The 17,985-nt window shown below is 69.5% G+C and carries 13 protein-coding genes and 1 pseudogene; 7 read left to right on the top strand and 7 right to left on the bottom strand.

Going from position 1 to position 17,985, the window contains the following annotated elements; all coding sequences use genetic code 11:
• Positions 1–128: 128 nt before the first annotated feature.
• The 3 genes from WMF45_RS04025 (at position 129) to WMF45_RS04015 (ending at position 3,870) form a co-directional block, all read left to right on the top strand.
• Positions 129–713, top strand: a complete 585-nt coding sequence (locus WMF45_RS04025; protein ID WP_437715643.1) for a protoglobin domain-containing protein — start codon at positions 129–131, stop codon at positions 711–713.
• 168 nt (positions 714–881) lie between these two features.
• A complete protein-coding gene (locus tag WMF45_RS04020) occupies positions 882–2,123 on the top strand; it encodes a cytochrome P450 (RefSeq protein WP_437715642.1) in 1,242 nt (413 codons plus the stop codon).
• Positions 2,124–2,274: 151 nt separating this feature from the next.
• A complete protein-coding gene (locus WMF45_RS04015) occupies positions 2,275–3,870 on the top strand; it encodes a hypothetical protein (RefSeq protein ID WP_437715641.1) in 1,596 nt (531 codons plus the stop codon).
• 123 nt (positions 3,871–3,993) lie between these two features.
• On the opposite strand, the gene WMF45_RS04010 is transcribed toward WMF45_RS04015, so the two are convergent.
• Positions 3,994–4,446 carry a hypothetical protein gene (locus WMF45_RS04010; protein WP_437715640.1) on the bottom strand — a complete coding sequence of 151 codons (453 nt, stop codon included), beginning with the start codon at positions 4,444–4,446 and terminating at the stop codon, positions 3,994–3,996.
• Between the two features lie 299 nt (positions 4,447–4,745).
• On the opposite strand from WMF45_RS04010, the gene WMF45_RS04005 reads away from it, so the two are divergent.
• A complete protein-coding gene (locus tag WMF45_RS04005) occupies positions 4,746–5,222 on the top strand; it encodes a VOC family protein (RefSeq protein WP_437715639.1) in 477 nt (158 codons plus the stop codon).
• A 54-nt stretch (positions 5,223–5,276) separates the two neighbouring features.
• Here the strand turns inward: WMF45_RS04005 and WMF45_RS04000 are convergent, their stop codons facing one another.
• The 6 genes and pseudogenes from WMF45_RS04000 to WMF45_RS03975 form a co-directional block, all read right to left on the bottom strand.
• Positions 5,277–6,584 (bottom strand): aminotransferase class V-fold PLP-dependent enzyme, encoded by a 1,308-nt coding sequence (locus tag WMF45_RS04000; protein WP_437715638.1) that lies wholly within the window; start codon positions 6,582–6,584, stop codon positions 5,277–5,279.
• Positions 6,585–6,721: 137 nt separating this feature from the next.
• Positions 6,722–7,399 (bottom strand): annotated as a pseudogene (locus WMF45_RS03995) (aldo/keto reductase); the annotation flags it as partial.
• Between the two features lie 122 nt (positions 7,400–7,521).
• Complete coding sequence (locus tag WMF45_RS03990) at positions 7,522–8,277, bottom strand: hypothetical protein (protein ID WP_437715637.1); 756 nt, start codon at positions 8,275–8,277, stop codon at positions 7,522–7,524.
• Positions 8,278–8,405: 128 nt separating this feature from the next.
• Positions 8,406–12,332, bottom strand: coding sequence for an ATP-binding protein (locus WMF45_RS03985; RefSeq protein WP_437715636.1), 3,927 nt, complete (start codon positions 12,330–12,332; stop codon positions 8,406–8,408).
• A 164-nt stretch (positions 12,333–12,496) separates the two neighbouring features.
• On the bottom strand, positions 12,497–13,537 hold the full coding sequence (locus WMF45_RS03980) for a metalloregulator ArsR/SmtB family transcription factor (protein ID WP_437715635.1): 1,041 nt from the start codon (positions 13,535–13,537) through the stop codon (positions 12,497–12,499).
• 100 nt (positions 13,538–13,637) lie between these two features.
• Positions 13,638–14,240: a glutathione S-transferase N-terminal domain-containing protein gene (locus WMF45_RS03975; RefSeq protein WP_437715634.1), complete on the bottom strand. Its 603-nt coding sequence runs from the start codon at positions 14,238–14,240 to the stop codon at positions 13,638–13,640.
• Positions 14,241–14,864: 624 nt separating this feature from the next.
• On the opposite strand from WMF45_RS03975, the gene WMF45_RS03970 reads away from it, so the two are divergent.
• The 3 genes from WMF45_RS03970 (at position 14,865) to WMF45_RS03960 (ending at position 17,868) form a co-directional block, all read left to right on the top strand.
• Complete coding sequence (locus WMF45_RS03970; protein ID WP_437715633.1) at positions 14,865–16,229, top strand: S8 family peptidase; 1,365 nt, start codon at positions 14,865–14,867, stop codon at positions 16,227–16,229.
• Between the two features lie 119 nt (positions 16,230–16,348).
• Positions 16,349–16,612, top strand: coding sequence for a hypothetical protein (locus WMF45_RS03965; protein ID WP_437715632.1), 264 nt, complete (start codon positions 16,349–16,351; stop codon positions 16,610–16,612).
• A gap of 71 nt (positions 16,613–16,683) precedes the next feature.
• A complete protein-coding gene (locus WMF45_RS03960) occupies positions 16,684–17,868 on the top strand; it encodes a lipase family protein (protein WP_437715631.1) in 1,185 nt (394 codons plus the stop codon).
• The last annotated feature ends 117 nt before the right edge of the window (positions 17,869–17,985 follow it).

The following is a 17,985-nucleotide window of genomic DNA, read 5'->3' as shown; positions in this document are numbered from 1 at the left end:
CGCTCTACATACGATAGCCTTCCCGAGGCCTGTTACCGGCCAGTCTCCGTCGCGACGACCGTTTCAACGCCCCGAGCACGTCGCTCGGGGTGAGCGCGGGGTATTGCCCGCAGAAGGAATGAACGATCATGACCATCCATGGATACACGTATGGAACAGGCGCCATCGCGAAGTCCCCGGTTCTTCCAGCCGACTTCGAGGACATGAAGAAGAGCGTCCTCTTCGGGGAAGAAGACGTGAAGTACCTGCGCCTCTCGCACGACGTCGTGAAGGATCAGGTCGAGCAGATCCTCGATGTCTGGTACGGCTTCGTCGGCGCGAACCCGCACCTGCTCGCGTCCTTCAGCGGCAAGGCCGACGGCAAGCCGCTCGGCGACTACCTCGGCGGGGTCCGCAAGCGCTTCGGCCAGTGGATCCTCGACACGGCGTGCGCGGAGTACGACCAGAAGTGGCTCGACTACCAGCACGAGATCGGCCTCCGCCACCACCGCGTCAAGAAGAACAAGACCGACGGGGCGCCGTCGACCGACCTGGTGCCGTTTCGCAACCTCTTCGCGCTCATCTTCCCGGTGACGCTCACCCTGAAGCCGTTCCTCGCCAGGAAGGGCCACTCCGCCGAGGAGGTCGAGAAGATGCACGCGGCGTGGGTCAAATCCTGCCTGCTGCAGGTGACGCTGTGGAGCTACCCCTACGTGAAGGAGGGCGACTTCTGACGCGCTGACCGCCCTGCGCCGCCGCGCGTGCTCTGCGCCGCGCCTCGAGGCGCCCGGAACCCCTCTGCGCATCGGGCGCCGTACGGATGGGGTCTGTGGACCAGCACCCCATCGCCCGCTCGCTTGTGTGATAGACAGGGGCTGGATCTCCTCGCTCAGGGGTGAGCTATGGCCCGTGCCTTCCCGTTCTTCTCGCCGGAAATGCAGCAGGACCCGTATCCGCGATACGCGCAGGCGCGCGCGGAGGAGCCGATCTTCTTCAGCGAAGATCTGGGCATGTGGGTGGCCGCTCGGCAGGCGGATGTCGCCGCGATCCTCCGCGACACGGACCGATTCTCGTCGCGGCTCACCACGATGAGCGTCAAGGAGCCGCCGCCCGAGGTGGTGGCCGTCCTGCGAAGGGGGTTCCCGCGGACCACCTCCATCATCCACCTCGACCCACCGGAGCACACCTCGGTCCGGCGGAAGATGAACGCCGCGTTCGGCGCCGAGCGAATTGCCTCCCTGGAGGGCGCCATCGCCACGCTGGCGAACGAGCTTGTGGCCTCGTTCGAGGCGGAGGGTCGGGCAGATCTCATGGCGCGCTTCTGCGGCCCGCTGCCTGTGGCGGTCATCGCGGGAATCCTGGGTGTCTCGCCGACCGACGCCGGCAGGTTCGGTCAATGGGCAGATGACGCGGCGCGCCTGCTCATGAGCGGTCACCTGCCGACCGACGCGTGGGTGAGAGCGGCCGAGAGCTTCGTCACCATGCAGCATCACCTCGCGGGGCTCCTCTCTGCGCGGAGGAGCGCGCCGGCCGACGACCTCCTCTCCGTCCTCGTCCAGGCGGCCACGGACCCGAGCGGTCAGCTCGACATGGCCAAGGCGGTCAGTTATGCGACCGCGTTCGTGTTCGCGGGCCACAAGACCACGACGGACCTGCTCGGCAACGCCGTGCATCTCTTGCTCCTGCACCCTGACACGCTCGCGGCGCTCGTGCGCGATCCGTCCCTCGCCGCCGCCGTCGTGGAGGAGACCCTCCGCCGGGACTGCCCGGTCCCCGGGACGACGCGTGTCGCCAAGGTCGACGTGACGATCGGAGACGTCACGATCCCCAAGGGGGCGCGGGTCTTCGTGCTCCTGGGCTCTGCCAACCACGATGAGGCCGTCGTTGAAGCCCCCGAGAGGTTCGAGCCCGGGCGCCCCGACGGGGGTGAGCACCTCGGGTTTGGCCGCGGTGTGCACTTCTGTCTCGGCGCGTCCCTCGCGCGGCTCCAGGGGCGCGTGGCGCTCTCCGTGCTCACGCAGCGCTTGCAGGGCCTCCGCCTCGCGAGCGATCGGCCGGTGCAGTTCCGGCAAGTCACCATGTTCCGAGGCCCCGTGTCCCTCGATGTCGCCTGGGACGCCAAGGTTCAGGGGTCGAGCGCGTGAGGAACGTGCGGGAACGCACGTGAGCTTGTGGGCGCGCTGCCCCCCCTGTCCTGCCGCGGTGGCGGAGAGGTTGAATATGTCCCGTCAAGCCAGGACAGGTCGCGCCGTCGGGGATTGACATCTCCGAGGCGTTCGGATCTCATCCTGGCGCATGATGCGCGAAAAATTCGGACCCGTCGGAGGATGGGGCGCCAGGCCCAAGCTGGGTTTCATTCTGGGGCTCCTCCTCGTCGCGGCCTGCGGACAGAAGGTGCGAACGTTCGAGTCGTCGTCGAGCTCCAGCGACGTGGGGAGCGGCGGAGGCGGCGGTCATGCGGGCAGCGTCGGCAGCGCGGCAGGGGGCGACGGAGCGGGTGGCGGCGCGGCAGGGGGCGACGGGGCGGGCGGCGACGGGACCGGAGGCGACGGGACCGGAGGCGACGGGACCGGGGGCGACGGGACCGGGGGCGAAGCCCCCCCGCCCCACTGGGGTACGTTCGAGCGCGTCGGTCATGACGATCTCGCCAATCAGATCTCGAATTTCCTTCCGCAGGTCGCGGTCTCGGCCAACGGCGACGCGCTGATCGTGTTTTATGATCAGTCCACCGTATGGGCGCGCCGCTATGTCAAGAAGAGCGACAGCTGGGACCCGCTGCTGCAGGTCAACGACGCGGCCACGAGAGGCGTGAACGCCAGGGTCGCCATCGACGCCGAGGGCAACGGGGTGGTCGTCTGGTATTCGTCCTCGGTGGGCGGCGCCGTGTTCGGCAAGCGGTTCACGGCATCGCTCGGATGGCCCGCCGGGTGGGGCACGGTCGAGACGATCGCCGAGGGCACCTCGGGGGTCTCGAAACATTCGACGACGGTCGCGATGACCCCCGCCGGCCATATCGCCGTGGGGATCGACGTGAACACCACCGACACCTCGGCGCGTGAGGGATACCTGGCCATTTTCGAGGGCGGGCAGGGCTGGCAGACACCGGTGAAGGTGTCGGGGAGCACGACGAGCTGCAACGGCACGGCCGTCGGCGTCTCGACCGTGGGCACGACGCTCCGCGCGGTGGCAGCGTGGTACCAGTCGGACGGCGGGCGTCTCAACGTGCTGGGCAACGTGGTTACCTACGATCTGACGACGCACAAGGGCAGCGCGGCAGGCCCGAAGCCGCTGGAAGCGGACGACACGCTCGACCACTTGAGCCCGCGCGTCGTGATGGACGGCAACGGGAACGCGATGGTCGTCTTCCTCCAGCGCGACTCGACCTCCGCGGTGTCGCACGTGATCGCCAATTCCTATTCAGGGGGCGTGTGGGCCGGAGCCACCGGCGTGGATACAGCGGGGCAAAAAGCGTCTGACTACGCCGTCGCGATGAACGCGGAGGGTGACGGGGGCGTGGTGTTCCGTCAGTGCGGTGCCGGCTGCGCGATATGGGCGCGGCGCTTCTCGGGGGCGACGTTCCAGCCGGCCGACAAGCTCTCGGCCGACGAAGATAGCGTGAGCGGTCCCGAGATCGCCGTGGATGGGGCCGGGCGCGGGCTCGCGGTGTGGACCCAGAAAGCCGCCGCCCTCCGGTCGATCTTTGCCAGCGAGCTCTCGCCCGCGCAGGGATGGACGGCGCCCCACGCGCTGGAGGACGACAACGCCGCCGAACACTGGGAGCCGGCGGTGGGCTTCGGCCCGAACGGGACGGGGATCGCCGCGTGGGTGCGCGAGACGACGACGAACGAGGTCATGCGTCGCTCGATCTTCGCCGCTGTTTACAAATACTGAGGAGAGCGCTGGGCGCCCGCTTTACGAGCATCCGAGTCCAGGCGTCCACGGTCCTGGTGGGCCTTCAGCCAGACTCCAAGAGCTTTTACGCCCTCATCCGCAGGCCGGCGCACGCAGAGGGGCTCAGGGCGGGGGCACGTTGATCAGGCGGGCGGCGCACCGGCCGCCCTGGCAGAGGCAGCCGCCTCCGCAATCCATCGTTCCGGGCCGACACTCCTGCGTGCACATCAGGCCTCGATCACACATCGGCGCGGTGGCCTTCGCGATGCACGCGGCCGCGTGACACGCGCACACGGGCACACAGTCCGCGTCGCTCTTGCACGGATCGCTGCCCACGACGATCCGCTCGCCCATCGGAGCGGCCGCCGGCGGCGCTGCGGGCTCTTCCGCCGGCGGCGCTGCGGGCTCTTCCGCCGGAGGCTCGTTCGTGCCGGGAGGCGCGTTCGTGCCGGGAGGCGCGTTCATGCCGGGAGGCGCGTTCATGCCGGGAGGATCGTGCGCGGACGCCCTGCACCCGGCGCCGCAGAGCCCCGCGGCCAGGATGACCCCCATCGACCCATCGAGGATGTGTCTCATGCGCCTGCTCTCTCACGGATCGCCACGACGTTCCACCCCGCCCGCGAGCTCATCCTCGCCCAGGGCCGCCCCGGCGCGGCGGCCGGCGGACCACGGCGGCCGCCCGGCGGCCTGCCGCCCCGCCCCCCTTGGCCGCCCCGGCGACCCGGGAGCCCGGCCGCCCCGGCGCGTCGAAAAAAAATCGTCGGCCCCATGTCGAGCCGGCGCACCGTGCTCCGACATCCAGGCAAAGCGCAGTCGCGGTGACCGCGCCGCCCTCACCTCACCGCCGGGCCCGACCCCGGCCAGGAGCCCCGATCATGACCACCCCGCAGAAGCTCAAGACGTGCCTCTGGTTCAGCAACAACGCCGAGGAGGCCGTGAAGTACTACCTGTCCATCTTCAAGGGCTCACGGATCCTCTCCGAGCTCCGCTCGGGAGACGCGGGTCCGGGGCCCAAGGGCTCGCTCGTGATGGCCGAGTTCGAGCTGCACGGCCAGCAGCTCATGGCCCTGAACGGCGCCCACCAGAAGTTCAACGAGACGTTCTCGCTCGTCGTCACCTGCGAGACGCAGGAGGAGGTCGACGAGCTCTGGAGCAAGCTCACGGCCGACGGCGGCGCCGAGAGCCAGTGCGGGTGGGTCAAGGACAGGTTCGGCGTGTCCTGGCAGATCGTCCCGTCCGTCTTGATCCGGCTCATCCAGCACCCGGATCCGGCCAAGGCGGGTCGGGTCATGCAGGCGATGATGCAGATGAGGAAGATCGACATCGCGCGAATCGAGGAGGCCGCCCGATAGGCGCCCTCGTCCCGCCCGCCCGAGGTCCGGTGAGGGCTCGCCGGACCGCGCCCCTCACGAAAGCCCGCGGATCGCGCGCAGCACCGCCTCGACGTCCGCCTCGGAGCTGAGCAGGCTCGGCGCGACGCGAACATACGAGGTCGCGTACGGCGACGTCGACGCGATGATCTTCCTCTCGCGGAGCCGCGCCACGACGGCCTCCGGCGTCATCCCCGCCACCTCGAAGCACACGATCCCCGCGGAGAGCGCGTCGTCGAGCGGCGTGTGCAGGGTGACGTGGCCCATCGCCTTGAGCCCTTCCTTGCACTGCCGGTTCAAGGCGTGGATCCGCGCCGCGACCCTGGCCTTGCCGATGCCCCGGTGGAACGCGAACGCCGCGGGCAGCGCCCACCGGTGCTCGAAGGAGTGGAACCCTCCGGGAGACATCATGTCCGCGGTCGTGGGCGGCGGCGGCTGCTCCCGGAGCCAGGCTTCGTATGCAGCCCTTCCGAAGGACGGGATGCTCGGGCGCAGCATCGGCCAGAGCTCCCGCCTGCCCCAGAGCACGCCGGTGCCCCGCGGCCCGAACATCCATTTATGACAGCCCGCGGCGAAGAAATCGCAGCCGAGATCGGCCATCGTGGCGTCCTCGACCCCGAAGCCGTGCACGCCGTCCACACAGCAGACGACGCGCTTCGCCGGCGCCCGGCCCTGGTTCGCCCTGGCGACGACCTCGGCGATGGTGCGCACCGGCGTCTTCACGCCCGAGCTCGAGTGCACCCACGTGATCGCCACGACCCGCGTGGCCGGGGTGAGCGCTTTCTCGATCGCCCCCGCCATCTCCGTCGCCGTCGCGGCGCTGCCCCTCGCATAGAGCGCGATCTTCCGCACCACCGCGCCGGTCCGCTCCGCGGCGAGCCGGAGCGACTCGTGCGTGGAATAGTGATCGTGCTCCGTCGTGAGCACCTCGTCGCCGGCCTCGAGCGGCAGGCCGAGGTACAGCGACGCGAGCCCCATCGTGGTGCTGTCCGTGAGCGCGATCTCCTCGGCCCCGGCGCCCATGTACGCCGCGGCCGCCTCCCGCACCGGCGCCAGATCCTCGTGCGCGTGGAGCGCGTCCACCGGGTTCTCGTCGAGCTCCCTCCGCAGCCGCTCGATCGCCTCGCGGACAGGCCGCGGGTGCGAGGCGAGCAGGAAGGCCGTCATGTGGATCCACGCCGGCGACAGAGTGAACTCGTCCCGAACGCCCTGCCACGGATCGGCCGGCGCCTTCCGGTTCCGGCGAGCGCTCGCGGTCGTCATCGCCCCCGAGCCCGCACAGCCCGCGGCGCCCATCACCAGCAGGCCTGCGAGCAGGCTCCGCCTGGGTAGCTTGGTCGTCATCTGATCCCCCCTCCGTGCCGGCGCGGCGGCTGCCCGCCGGCGCCGCAGCATCGCTCGCCGGGGAGCGCCGCGCTCCCGCGAACAGAGGGGTCGGACCGCGCCGCCCCGGGCGAGCGGCGCCGCCGGGTCCGGCGAGATCAGGGCGCCGGGTTCGGGTACCGGGCGTGGATCTGCTCGATCTCGGCGAGAACCTCCGCGGCGAGCACCACGCCCGCGCTCTTCACGTTCTCCTCGAGCTGCTCGAGCGTTGTCGCCCCGAGGATGGTGCTCGCCACGAACCAGCGGCTGCGCACGAAGGCGAGCGCCAGCGACGCCGGGCTCAGGCCGTGGGCGCGCGCGAGCTTGACGTAGGCCTGCACCGCCTCGTCCACGTTGGGCTTCCTGTAGCGCTGGCCGAAGGTCTCGAACCGGGCGAAGCGCGAGCCCGGCGGCGGCCCGCCCAGGTGCTTGCCCGTGAGCAGGCCGAACGCGAGCGGGCTATAGGCGAGCAGCGGCACGTCCTCCCGGCGCGAGGCCTCCGCGAGCGCGGAGTCGAACGTCCGGTTGACGAGGCTGTAGGCGTTCTGGATCGACACCGGCCTGGGGAGCCCGAGCTGCGCCGCGACGCGGCTCCACTGCGCCACCCCCCAGGCGGTCTCGTTGCTGAGCCCGAAATACCGGACCTTGCCGTCGCGGATCACCTCCGCGAGCGCCGCGAGCTGCTCGGCGATCGGCGTGCTCGACCGCTCGTTCGCCGGATCGTAGGCGCTCGCGCCGAACTGCGGCACGTACCGATCGGGCCAGTGGATCTGGTAGAGATCGACGTAATCGGTCCGCTCGACCGCGCCCGGAGACCTGGAGCTCGCCTCCGGCGGCGGGGGTCCCCGGTCGCCGCCGCCTCGGAGAGGAGGATCCTCTCGCCGAGGAGCGGCGTCTCCGGAGGCGGCCTTGCGAGGGATCAGGGCATTCCCAGGCAGTAGCGAGTCCCTTCGAAGCTTCGTATGGATTGACCATCCTCGCTGACGCTGAGCGTGAAGTAGCTATAGGCGGAACCCTCCTCACATTGCGCTCCGTACGCTTGCGGACCAGCCGTCGTCCCGCCGATGGGATCGAGCCATTGTTCGACGCTGGGCGTCGACGACTTCCATACCTCGGGCGTCGAACAACCGAGCTGGACCTGGTACACATGCTCCGCGTCGTACGTGTACCTGAACGCCACGACATTCCTTGGGTAGTCGCAGAACTTGGAGACGTGCGAGCCCGTCATGCTGCCAGTCACGGGGCCGGCGTCGTACCCGTCCCCCGTGTGACCGTCGCTCTGAAAGTCGGCGCAATGAAGGACGAACCCGTTGAGCCACGCGTCCCCCCAGACGCGGGCGCCCACGGCAACCCCCTTGCCGGGCACGCACTCCTGGACCGTCACCTCGCCGCCCATCGCGCCGCCGCCCGTGCCGCCGCCGGCGCCGCCCGCCTCGCCGCCTCCCGCTTCGCCTCCGCCGCCGCCGGCGCCGCCCACCGCGCCGCCTCCCGCGTCGCCGCCGCCGCCCACGTCGGCGCCGCCGCCGCCGGCGTCACCGCTTCCGCCGGCGCCCCCAGCGGCGTCACCGTCGAACTCGAGCGTTCCTACCCCCGAGACCAGCGTGCATCCCGCGCTCGCGGCGAATCCTGCGACCAGAACGCCCATCGTCGCGATTCGCATGCGTTGCGTATTCATTGTTCCTTCTCCCATCAGAAGCTGCCTCGGTCTCGCCGCGGCGCGCGTCGCCGCAGCGCTCCGGGCGCCGTCACATCGTGCCGTGCGTGAGCCCTCGCCGGACTCCAGCGGGACGAGCATGACGTGGCTCACTCGGCCCGGCAGGCCGGCGGCTCCTCGAGGAGCGACGTCAATCGATCGATCTGGATGGGCTTGACGAGGTGTGTCTCGAAACCTGCCCCTTCCGAGCGCCGGAAATCCCCCTGCTGTCCGTAACCGGTGATCGCTATCAGGCGAACGCGCTCGCCCGCCGGCTGCTCGCGGAGGCGCCGCGCGAGCTCGTAGCCGTCCATCACGGGCAGCCCGATGTCGAGCAGCGCGACGTCCGGCGCGAACTTTTCCGCGATCCGCAGCGCGGACGGGCCGTCGGAGGCGACGCGCGTCGTGTACCCCAGGGCGCCCAGCGACTCCGCCAGGAGCTCGACAGCATCGAGGTTGTCGTCCACGAGCAGGATGCGACAACGGCCGGCGGGAGCCGGAGTCCCCTGCGTCCCGGCCGGCGGGCGCGCCGGCGCGGCCCCGGGCGAGCACGCGTTCGCCGCGGCCGGTAGCCGGAGGGTGAACTCGCTCCCTCGCCCGCGGCCCTCGCTGTGCGCGCTCACGCGGCCGCCATGCATCGCGATCAAGCTGTGTACGATGGCGAGGCCCAGGCCCAGGCCGCCCTGGGAGCGGTCGAGCGCCTGGCGCTCCTGCACGAAGCGCTCGAAGACGCTCGCCAGCATCTCGGGCGCAATGCCGATGCCGTTGTCGCGCACGGACAGGACCACCTCGCCCTCCGCTCGCTCGGCCCGGACGGCGATCTCGCCGCCGCTCTCGGTGTACTTCGCCGCGTTCGTGAGCAGGTTCGAGATCACCTGGGCGAGCCTCGTCACGTCGCCGTCCACGGCCAGGCCGCTCGAGGGGACCGTGACCGTGAGGTGGTGCCGGCGCTGCTCCAGCAGCGGGCTCGCCAGCTCGACCGCCTTGGCCACGACCTCCGCGAGCTCGATCCGCTGCTTCTTCAGCTCCACCTTGCCCCGCGTTATCCGCGAGACGTCGAGCAGGTCGTCGACGAGCGCCGTCAGGTGCTTGATCTGGCGCTCGATAACAAGCCGCTCGCGCTCGGCGTGCCCCCCGGCGCGGAGGCGCATCAGGTGGAGCGCCGTCACGATCGGGGCGAGCGGGTTCCGCAGCTCGTGGCCGAGCATCGCCAGGAACTCGTCCTTCGCGCGGTTCGCCCGCTCCGCGTCGCGCCGCGCGTCCTCCGCGCGGCGCAGCAGCTCCTCGCGCTCCCGCGCCGCCGCCTCGAGCATCTTTCGTGCCTGCACGTACTCGGTGACGTCGAGCGAGACGACCAGGATCCGGGCGACGACGCCGTCCGGCTCGCGCATGGGGTGCAGGTTGAAGCTCCAGTACAGCTCTTCCCGCACGCCACGCCCGCGATCGAGGTCGAACCGGTAACCGTGGGTGACGAACGGCTCGCCCGTCGCGTAGACCCGGTCGAAGACCTCGAGGAGCGGCGAGTCGACGATCTCCGGGAAGGCTTGCGCCAGCGTGCGTCCGCTCACGTCGCGATGGCCCACCATGCCCACGATGTACGCGTTCGCCATCTCGATGACGTGCTCGGGGCCACGGTAGACGGCGATCCCGACGGGCGCCTGCTCGAACACCGCGTACATCTTCTCGCGCTCCCGCTCCGCGGCCCGCCGGTGCTCTGCGAGCTGGAGGTGCGTCGCGACGCGAGCCACGAGCTCGCGCGCCGAGAACGGCTTCACGAGGTAATCGTCGGCGCCGGCCGCCAGCCCCTCGACGCGGGCCTCCTCGCCCGCGCGCGCCGAGAGCATGATCACCGGCACGCCCTGCGTCGCCGGCTCGGCGCGCAGCGCCCGGAGCAGGCCGAAGCCGTCGAGGCCCGGCATCATCACGTCGGCGATGACAAGATCCGGCGGCGACCGCCGGGCGATCTCGAGCGCAGCGGCGCCGTCGCTCGCGGCCTCGACGGTCCACCGCTCATCGAGGATGCGCCGCACGTACATGCGCATGTCGGCGTTGTCATCGACGAGGAGGATGCGCGCGCTCGGGTCGAACGGAACCGGGATGCGGTCGGACTCGACGCGATCGGCCGACGCGAGCGCCAGGGCGGGCGCGTCCGCGGCGAGCTGCCACCGCAGCGCCTCCTCGACGTAGGGCGCGGCGCCCGTCGCCGTCGACGAGAGCGTCTTCTCGGCGCGGATGCGCTCCGCCGGCAGGTGCGCGGAGCCGCGCGGGATCGCGATCATGAACGCCGTCCCCTCGCCCGGGCGGCTCTCCACCCGGATGCTGCCGCCGTGCAGCCGCACCAGCTCGTGCACCAGCGCGAGCCCGATCCCGGAGCCCTCGTGCATGCGCCCGCGCACCCCCTGGACGCGGTGGAAGCGATCGAAGAGGTGCGGCAGCTCGTGCTCGGGGATGCCGGTGCCGGTGTCGCGCACCGCGAGCTCGACGTGGTCACCCCGCGCGCGGAGCGACAGGAGGATCTCGCCGCCGAACGTGAATTTCAGGGCGTTGGACAGCAGGTTCAGCACGATCTTCTCCCACATGTCCCTGTCGACGAAGACGGGCTCCGGGAGCTTCGGGCAGTCCACCTTGAACGCGAGCCCCGCCCGCTCGATCGCGGAACGGAACGCGCTCGCGAGATCGACGGTGAGGCCGGCGAGGTCCGTCGGCTCGTAGGACGCCTGCGCGCGGCCCATCTCGAGGCGCGAGAAGTCGAGCAGCGCGTTGACCAGCTTGAGCAGGCGCAGCGCGTTCCGGTGGGCGAGCGCCAGGTGCTCGCCGGACAGCGCGCGCTCCGGCGCCGCCGCCAGCGCGTCCTCCATGGGGCCGAGCATCAGCGTCAGCGGCGTCCGGAACTCGTGGCTGACGTTGCTGAAGAACAGCGTCTTCGCGCGATCGATCGCGGCGAGCTCCTCGGCGCGCCTGCGCTCCTCCTCGTAAGCGCGCGCGTTCGCGATGGCGGTCACCACCTGATCGGTGATCAGCCGGAACAGCCCGCGATACGGCTCGTCGAGCAGGCGGCGCGGGCTCACGCCGCCGACGAGGAAGCCATACGGACGGGGTTGGCCCGGCCGCGAGAGGGGCAGGACGATCGCCTGCTCCGGGGCGCTGCCCCAGCGGCCGCCCGGCAAGGCGCCGAAGCGGGCCGCGAGATCGCCCACGAGGATCTCGCCGACCCGCGCGGCCTCCGCGAGCGGCCAGGTCGAGGCCTCGCCGCCTCGCTGGTGGAGGGGGACGCGCGCCGGCTTCACCGCGCCCTCGTAGTCGTCGAGCCCGCTCGCGCCGGCGAGGCGCGCGTCGCCCGTGTCGCCGTCCAGGAGGTAGAGCAGCGAGAACGGCAGATCGGCGTCGTTCGCCGAGAAGATCTCCACGGCTGTGCGGCACGCCTCCTCCGCGGACTTCGCGTGGGCGGAGCGCGTCGCGAGATCGCGCAGCATCCGGAGCTGGCGCGCGTCGAGAACTTGCTCCGTGGTCTCCTTCACCGTGACGAGGACGCCGGCGACCCGCTCGGTAACGCCGGGTATCGGGCTGAAGGAGAACGTGAAGTACGCCTCTTCGACGAAGCCTCGCCGGATCACCGGGAGCATGAGGTGCTCGCTCCACGTCGCGGGCCCCCCGTCGAGCACGCTCTTCGTCATCGGGCCGGTGACGTCCCAGATCTCGGCCCACACCTCGGGCGCCGGAGCGCCCATCGACGCAGGGTGCTTCATGCCCAGGATAGGCCGATAGGCCTTGTTGTAGATCTGCAGCATCTCCGGCCCGACCAACATGAGCATCGGGAACCGATTGCAGAGCACGAGGCCGACCACGGTCTTCAGGCCTATCGGCCATGAGGCGATGGGGCCGAGCTTCGTCTTCTTCGCCCAGTCGATCGAGCGCATCAGGGCGCCCATCTCGCCGCCCCCGGCGAGGCAGTCCTCGGCGCTCGCGTCCAGGACGCTGCCATCGGACGAGGGCTCGACGACATCTGAAGAGTTCTTCGGTATGCCGGCTGGCAGCATGCAGCGCCATGGTGGATGAAATCCACCGCTTTTGCCACCGTGACACGCGCGCACGGCTCAGGCGCCGCCGGCCTTGAGCCGCCCCGGCGGCCAGGAAACGGGCGAGCGCGGCGGCGCGGTACGGCAGAGCGTGATCGCCCGAGGAGGGGCGCGGCGACTCCGTCTCACTCGCGCAGCCGCGTATCCATGTTGTAGCCGCGCGGCGCGAGGGGCGAGAGCCTCTCCAGCCAGATCTGCTCGAGCAGGGTGAGCTCATCCGCCACGGAGAACCCGGGCTCGTCCTTCTGCTGCACGACCTCGAGCACCTCGAACGTGAAGGCGTCAGCGCCGTGCTGCTGCCAGTCCCGCTGGAGAGCGGGGTTCTGGTGCCCGCCTGTGGACAGCATGAAACGGTGCTTGTTGAGCGGCCCATGGAGGTTCGTGCTGCTGCCGAGCAGCACCTTGCCGTTCACCGTGTTCTTGACCTGGAAGATGCCCGCCTGCTTCGGGGTCTCGAGATACTTCCGCTTCATGTCCTTGCGCGTTTCCATCGTGCTCGCTCCCGCGTGCTTCGCCCCTGATCCGGGCGTCCTGTTCTCCGCCTCGGGTGTCGTGCCCTCTGCCTCACGTGTCCTGCCCTCTGCCGCGATCAGCTCGTAGTGCTGGCCGTCGCGCGCCATGTATCCCTCGTCGACGAGCATGCGCCGGATCGTGCAGTGGTCGGGATACAGGGTCTTGATGATCTCGTTCACCTCCTGCTCGCGGTAGCGCCGGCCCGCCTGGAACTTGCCCAGGAACTGCTCGAGCACGATGCGCCGCTTGCGCCATTGCTTCGGCATCTGGACCAGCACGCCCCCGCGGAAGAAGGCGCGCATCACCTGGCTCCGGGCCCGCTCCGCGCGCCGCCGCGCAGCGCCGTCGGCCGCGGAGGGCAGCGAGACGAGCTCCTTCAGCGTGAGGCGGAGCAGATCGTCGCGCAGCGCATAGACCAGGTAATACTGGGTCTTGCGCTTCGTCACCAGCCCGGCCTCGTCGAGCTTCCGGAGGTGGAACGAGACCGTGGACGGCGCGCGCCCCAGCCGCTCGGCCAGCTCCTCGGCGCAGTGCGGCCGCTCGATCAGGGCGTTCACCACCTGGAGCCGCGACGCGTCCGCGAGCGCCTTGAGCACGCCGATGCGCGCCTCGACGCCCAGCTCGCGCGCCGGGGGATCTGGTTCGACGGTCATCGAACTGAATCTAGGCAGCGCGGCGGCGCCGTCAATCTGTTTCGACAGTCATCGAACCGGAAGCTCGCGACGTGGCCGCCTGGGACCCGTCTTCAGGAGATCAAGGCGAGCGGTGCTGCGTGGCGACCATGGACGAGCGCTGGCCGACGACGGCGAACCAGCGCGCCAGGCCGTTCCGGCCGCTTCGCCACGCCCGATCGGGCCAGCGGAAGTCGAGGTAGCCGAGCGCGCAGGCGACCGAGACCGCGCCGATGTCCGCGAGCCCCTCCGACAGCGTTCCGGCGTCCCGCTCCAGCCTGTCGAGGCCGGCCTCGATGGCAGCCGCCTGGCGTTGCATGACGCCGTTCGATCGCTCGTTGGAGGAGCGATGTTCGTCCGCGAAGAGGCGTCCGGCAGCAGCGTTGACGCCGTCCGCGATTCCCTGCCGGAGCAAGGCGCTCCACCGCGCCTCTCCCGGCGCTGGATACAAACCGCCTGCCGCGAGGTGGTCCAGGTATTCGCAAATGAGCGCCGACTCGAAGAGCACCTGTCCATCGTCCCGGACCAGCGTCGGGACCTTGGCCAGAGGGTTCAGGGACCGCAGCTCCGCGTCCGACCAGGGATTGACCAGCACGAGCTCGATCCGATCGCCCACCTCGATCTCGTGGGCGGCGACCCGCACCTTGCGGGCAAAGGGGGACGTGGGAGCGTAGAAGAGCTTCATGGAGGTCCGTCACGCAAAGCGGGGGGACGAGGGGGAGTACAACGATTCGAGGATATCAAGAGCGAAGCGCCGCTCTTCTCCGGCGACAGGACATGTCCTACGCGATCTGTCCCAGTGCTGGAAGCGCGATGTTACCGCTGCGCCATGGGGCCCACCAGGGAGGAGGAAACGGGCAGGCGGCGCCAGCACGTCATCGAGCACGCGCGATGCCCTCGTAGGCTCAGGTCGTTCAGGTCGTATAGCGCGAGGGCGCATAGCCGAGCTGTTCGCGCAGGCATACGCAGCGCTACTCCCGGCCGTTCGCTGCCCTGTCACCCGTCTCCCCGCCGCGCGACCCGACCCGGGCGACCCGCACGCCTCGGTCGGGGTGGTGCTCCCCGATTGCGTTTTGCCCTTGCGGTCCTGAGGCATCCTGCCCCATGAGCGCTACCGCGAAGGACGATGCCGACACGGTGCAAGCGAAGGCTGGCGTCAGCTGTTGAGCTCTTCATTCCGTCCAACGTGACACAGAAGACGCGCGAAACACACTGGAGGCGAAGCATGCCGGACCAAGACGAACGTTATCATAGAAACCTATTCTTCGCGAAAATACGTTCCACCCGTCCTGACGACGGCCGCGCGCCGATGGATACCAGCAAGGCGTCGGGCAACGCCGCCGAACACCCAGGCCTGACGCGCTTGCAGGAGCTCCAACGGGCGGGGCTGATCCGCCGCGTCACGCCCATCCTGGAGGACGATCCCGCGCCGCGACCGACAGGCGAGGCCCGCCCGAATGCCTCGCCGTTCGCGGGCCAGCGCCGGCGAGAGGCGCTCGAGAGCGCGCCGCACGACGCGGGAAGCGCGACCGACGGGGTGTCCATGTACGAGCTGGATCCCACCGTCGACACCATTGACATAGTGAAGAGGCTCTCCGAGGACAAGGCCTTCGTCTATGCAGAGCGAGTGCCGAGGTACGCCCTGTTCGCCGACGCTCACCGGGCGAGGCCCTCCGACACAGCATCGCAATGGAGCCTCGCGAAGATCGGCTGGGACACGCTCCAGAGTCAAGGAGCCACCCTGCTGCGCCCCGACGCCTCGGCCGTCAAGGTCGCGGTGCTCGACACCGGCGTCGACCAGGCCCACCCGGGCCTGGGCAGCAACGTGAAGACGTACTGTCATGATTGCGGCAGCACGCCCGTCGAGACGTCGGATCAGGACGTCGTGGGTCACGGTACACACGTGACCGGGATCATCGCTGGCGACGAGCAAGGCGAGGTGACAAGACATGGGATCTGCAAGTGCAGCGTGCACGTCTGGAAGATCTTCGACGCCCCCGAATATTGCGAGGACGACAATTGCTTCGTGTATTACGTGAAGCCGCTCATGTACGCTCGCGCGCTCAAGGCGTGTATCCGGGAGAGGGTGGACGTGATCAATCTCAGCGTCGGCAGCCCGGAGCCGAGCGACTTCTACGCGGACCTCATCCGCGACGCCATCAGTCGCGGCATATCCGTCGTGGCAGCCATGGGTAACGCCGGCCAGCGAGGGAATCCCAGAGAGTACCCGGCGGCATGCACCGGCGTGATCGCCGTCGGTGCCACCACATCGGATGACGTGGTCGCCTCGTCGTCGAGCCGCGGCGAACATATGGCGATCTCGGCGCCCGGCGTGGGTATCCTGTCCACGCTGCCGCGCTACCCAGGACAGACCGGGTTCGACGCAGAGTATCGAGACGGCGAGAACAGGCCGGGTACGCCGCGCCTCCGCGGGCTCGTTCATGGCATCCTGCATGGCACCTCGATGTCCGCGGCGCACGTGACGGGCGCCGTGGCGCTCCTGAAGGCGCAACAACCCGGCTTGACCCCTGCCGATGTGGCGCGGAAGCTCGCGGCCAGCGCCGAGAAGGTCCCCGGGATGGCGGGGCGCGAGCGCACGGACGACTACGGTCACGGACGACTGAATCTCTACAGGCTCCTTACGCAGGGGCAGGCCGGTGGAGCTTCGCGATGAGGCGGCGCGCACAAGGGGGCCCCAGCACGGAGACCGGGAGCAGGACGAGACATGGGCGCGCGTCGCCGGCAGCCATGAAGTCGCTTGACATCGTGACATCATGATACAGCATCAGCATCATGCCGCGATCGCGCTGCAGAACGATCTTCTTTCGCTTCGCGCCGTCGTCGACCAGCAAGCGAATAGCCGAGATCCTCACCGAGCTCCGCGCGATGGCGAACGTCCTCGACGTCGGGCGGCTCTTCCCCGACGAGGACGGAGATCTCAACTATTATGCCTGCATCGCCACGAGCAGTGATGCCGAGAGCGTCGTTGCGCACCTCGCGAGGCTCTCGGAGATCAAGGACGCCGAACTCCAGCCGAATTATCGATACTCCCCATGAGCTCACCGTGATGCCCTTGGCACCGAGCAGGCTTGACTGCGCGATCCCCTGAGCCATGCTGCGGCAGATCGATGGATTTTTACACCTATCCCAAGCCCAACGAAGGCATCGGCGTCCGCAGCAGCGAGGACGTTTTGCGGGAAGTAAAAGAAATATTACCCGCTGATATGTCAGGGCAAGATCCGGATCGGATCGTCGGCAGGTTGAGGGAGCTCCTCTGCTGCACCAGCTCAGGAGCAGAGCTCGCCGATTATCTCGTGCAGCTCGCTCCTGGGGTTTATGATTCGAAGGTGGCGGGCGTGCTCGCCGCCGCCTCGACGTGGGCCTACTCTGATCCGGACACGTTTCGCAGGCAGATGCAGGTCAGGATCTGCCCGGCTTACTATGCGGCCGCATCGTTCCAGAACGACGCGCTCCTCCTCAATCCGGCCGCGTACATGATCCAGAGCGCAGACATGCGCCTCGGGATCCTGTGCTTCCGTGGGACGCAGCTCACGAAGATGATCGACCTGCTGACGGACCTGAGCTCCAAGCCAGACCCGTTCTATGCCGTCGGCAGCGTCCACGGAGGCTTCCTCCGCTCCGTCAGGGCCTTGATGCCGCCGATCAAAGCGTGGCTCGAGGACGCGAGGCGTGGCCATGGAATTCACGCCACCGGAGCCGAGAAGAATGCGAGGTGTTGCGGGACCTCGCACAGGGGCGACGGAAGCGAGTCCAAGCTGAAGGCGCTCTACATCACTGGCCACAGCCTGGGCGGCGCCATCGCCGCGATAGCGGCGGCGCTCATCCATGCCGACGAAGAGCTCGGGGCGTTTCGTGAGGTGCTCCGCGGCGTCTACACGTTCGGGCAGCCGATGGTGGGGGGTAAGGCGTTCGCGCGCAAATGCCACACCGATTTCGGCGCGAGGCTCTTCCGGCACGTCTACCATTGGGATGTCGTTCCATCGCTGCCTCCGCGGACCATGGGGGCGTTCGAGCACTTTGGGCAGGAGTACGAAGCGACCGAGACAGGATGGCAATACCGGGACGGGTCGGTTGCACAATCACGCGTCGGATCGCTGCGCGTCGCCCTCGCCGGCCTCTCCTGGGTGATGGACCAGCTCCAGGGCGTCCGCGAGCAGCCCATCATCAGAGACCTGGCGCTCCTGGCCTCCCGGTGGACAGGGAACCCTCCGTCCCTTGCCGATCACTCACCACTGAACTACTTGCGGACGTCGCAGGTGATTCGACCGGGCGTCGAGTTCGATCCTCGGTGAGCTCTCGCGTCGAGCCCAGGGCGCACGCGGGTCCGGCCAGCAGGGGCGCGCGAGCGCGCCTCCCCCTCGCGCGCAACGCCCTGGGGCTACTCGAAGAGGGCGCGCACGCTCGGTCAT

Source organism: Sorangium sp. So ce448 (genome assembly GCF_051520915.1).
Taxonomy (GTDB): domain Bacteria; phylum Myxococcota_A; class Polyangia; order Polyangiales; family Polyangiaceae; genus Sorangium; species Sorangium cellulosum_B.
This window is presented reverse-complemented; position numbering and strand designations above follow the sequence as displayed.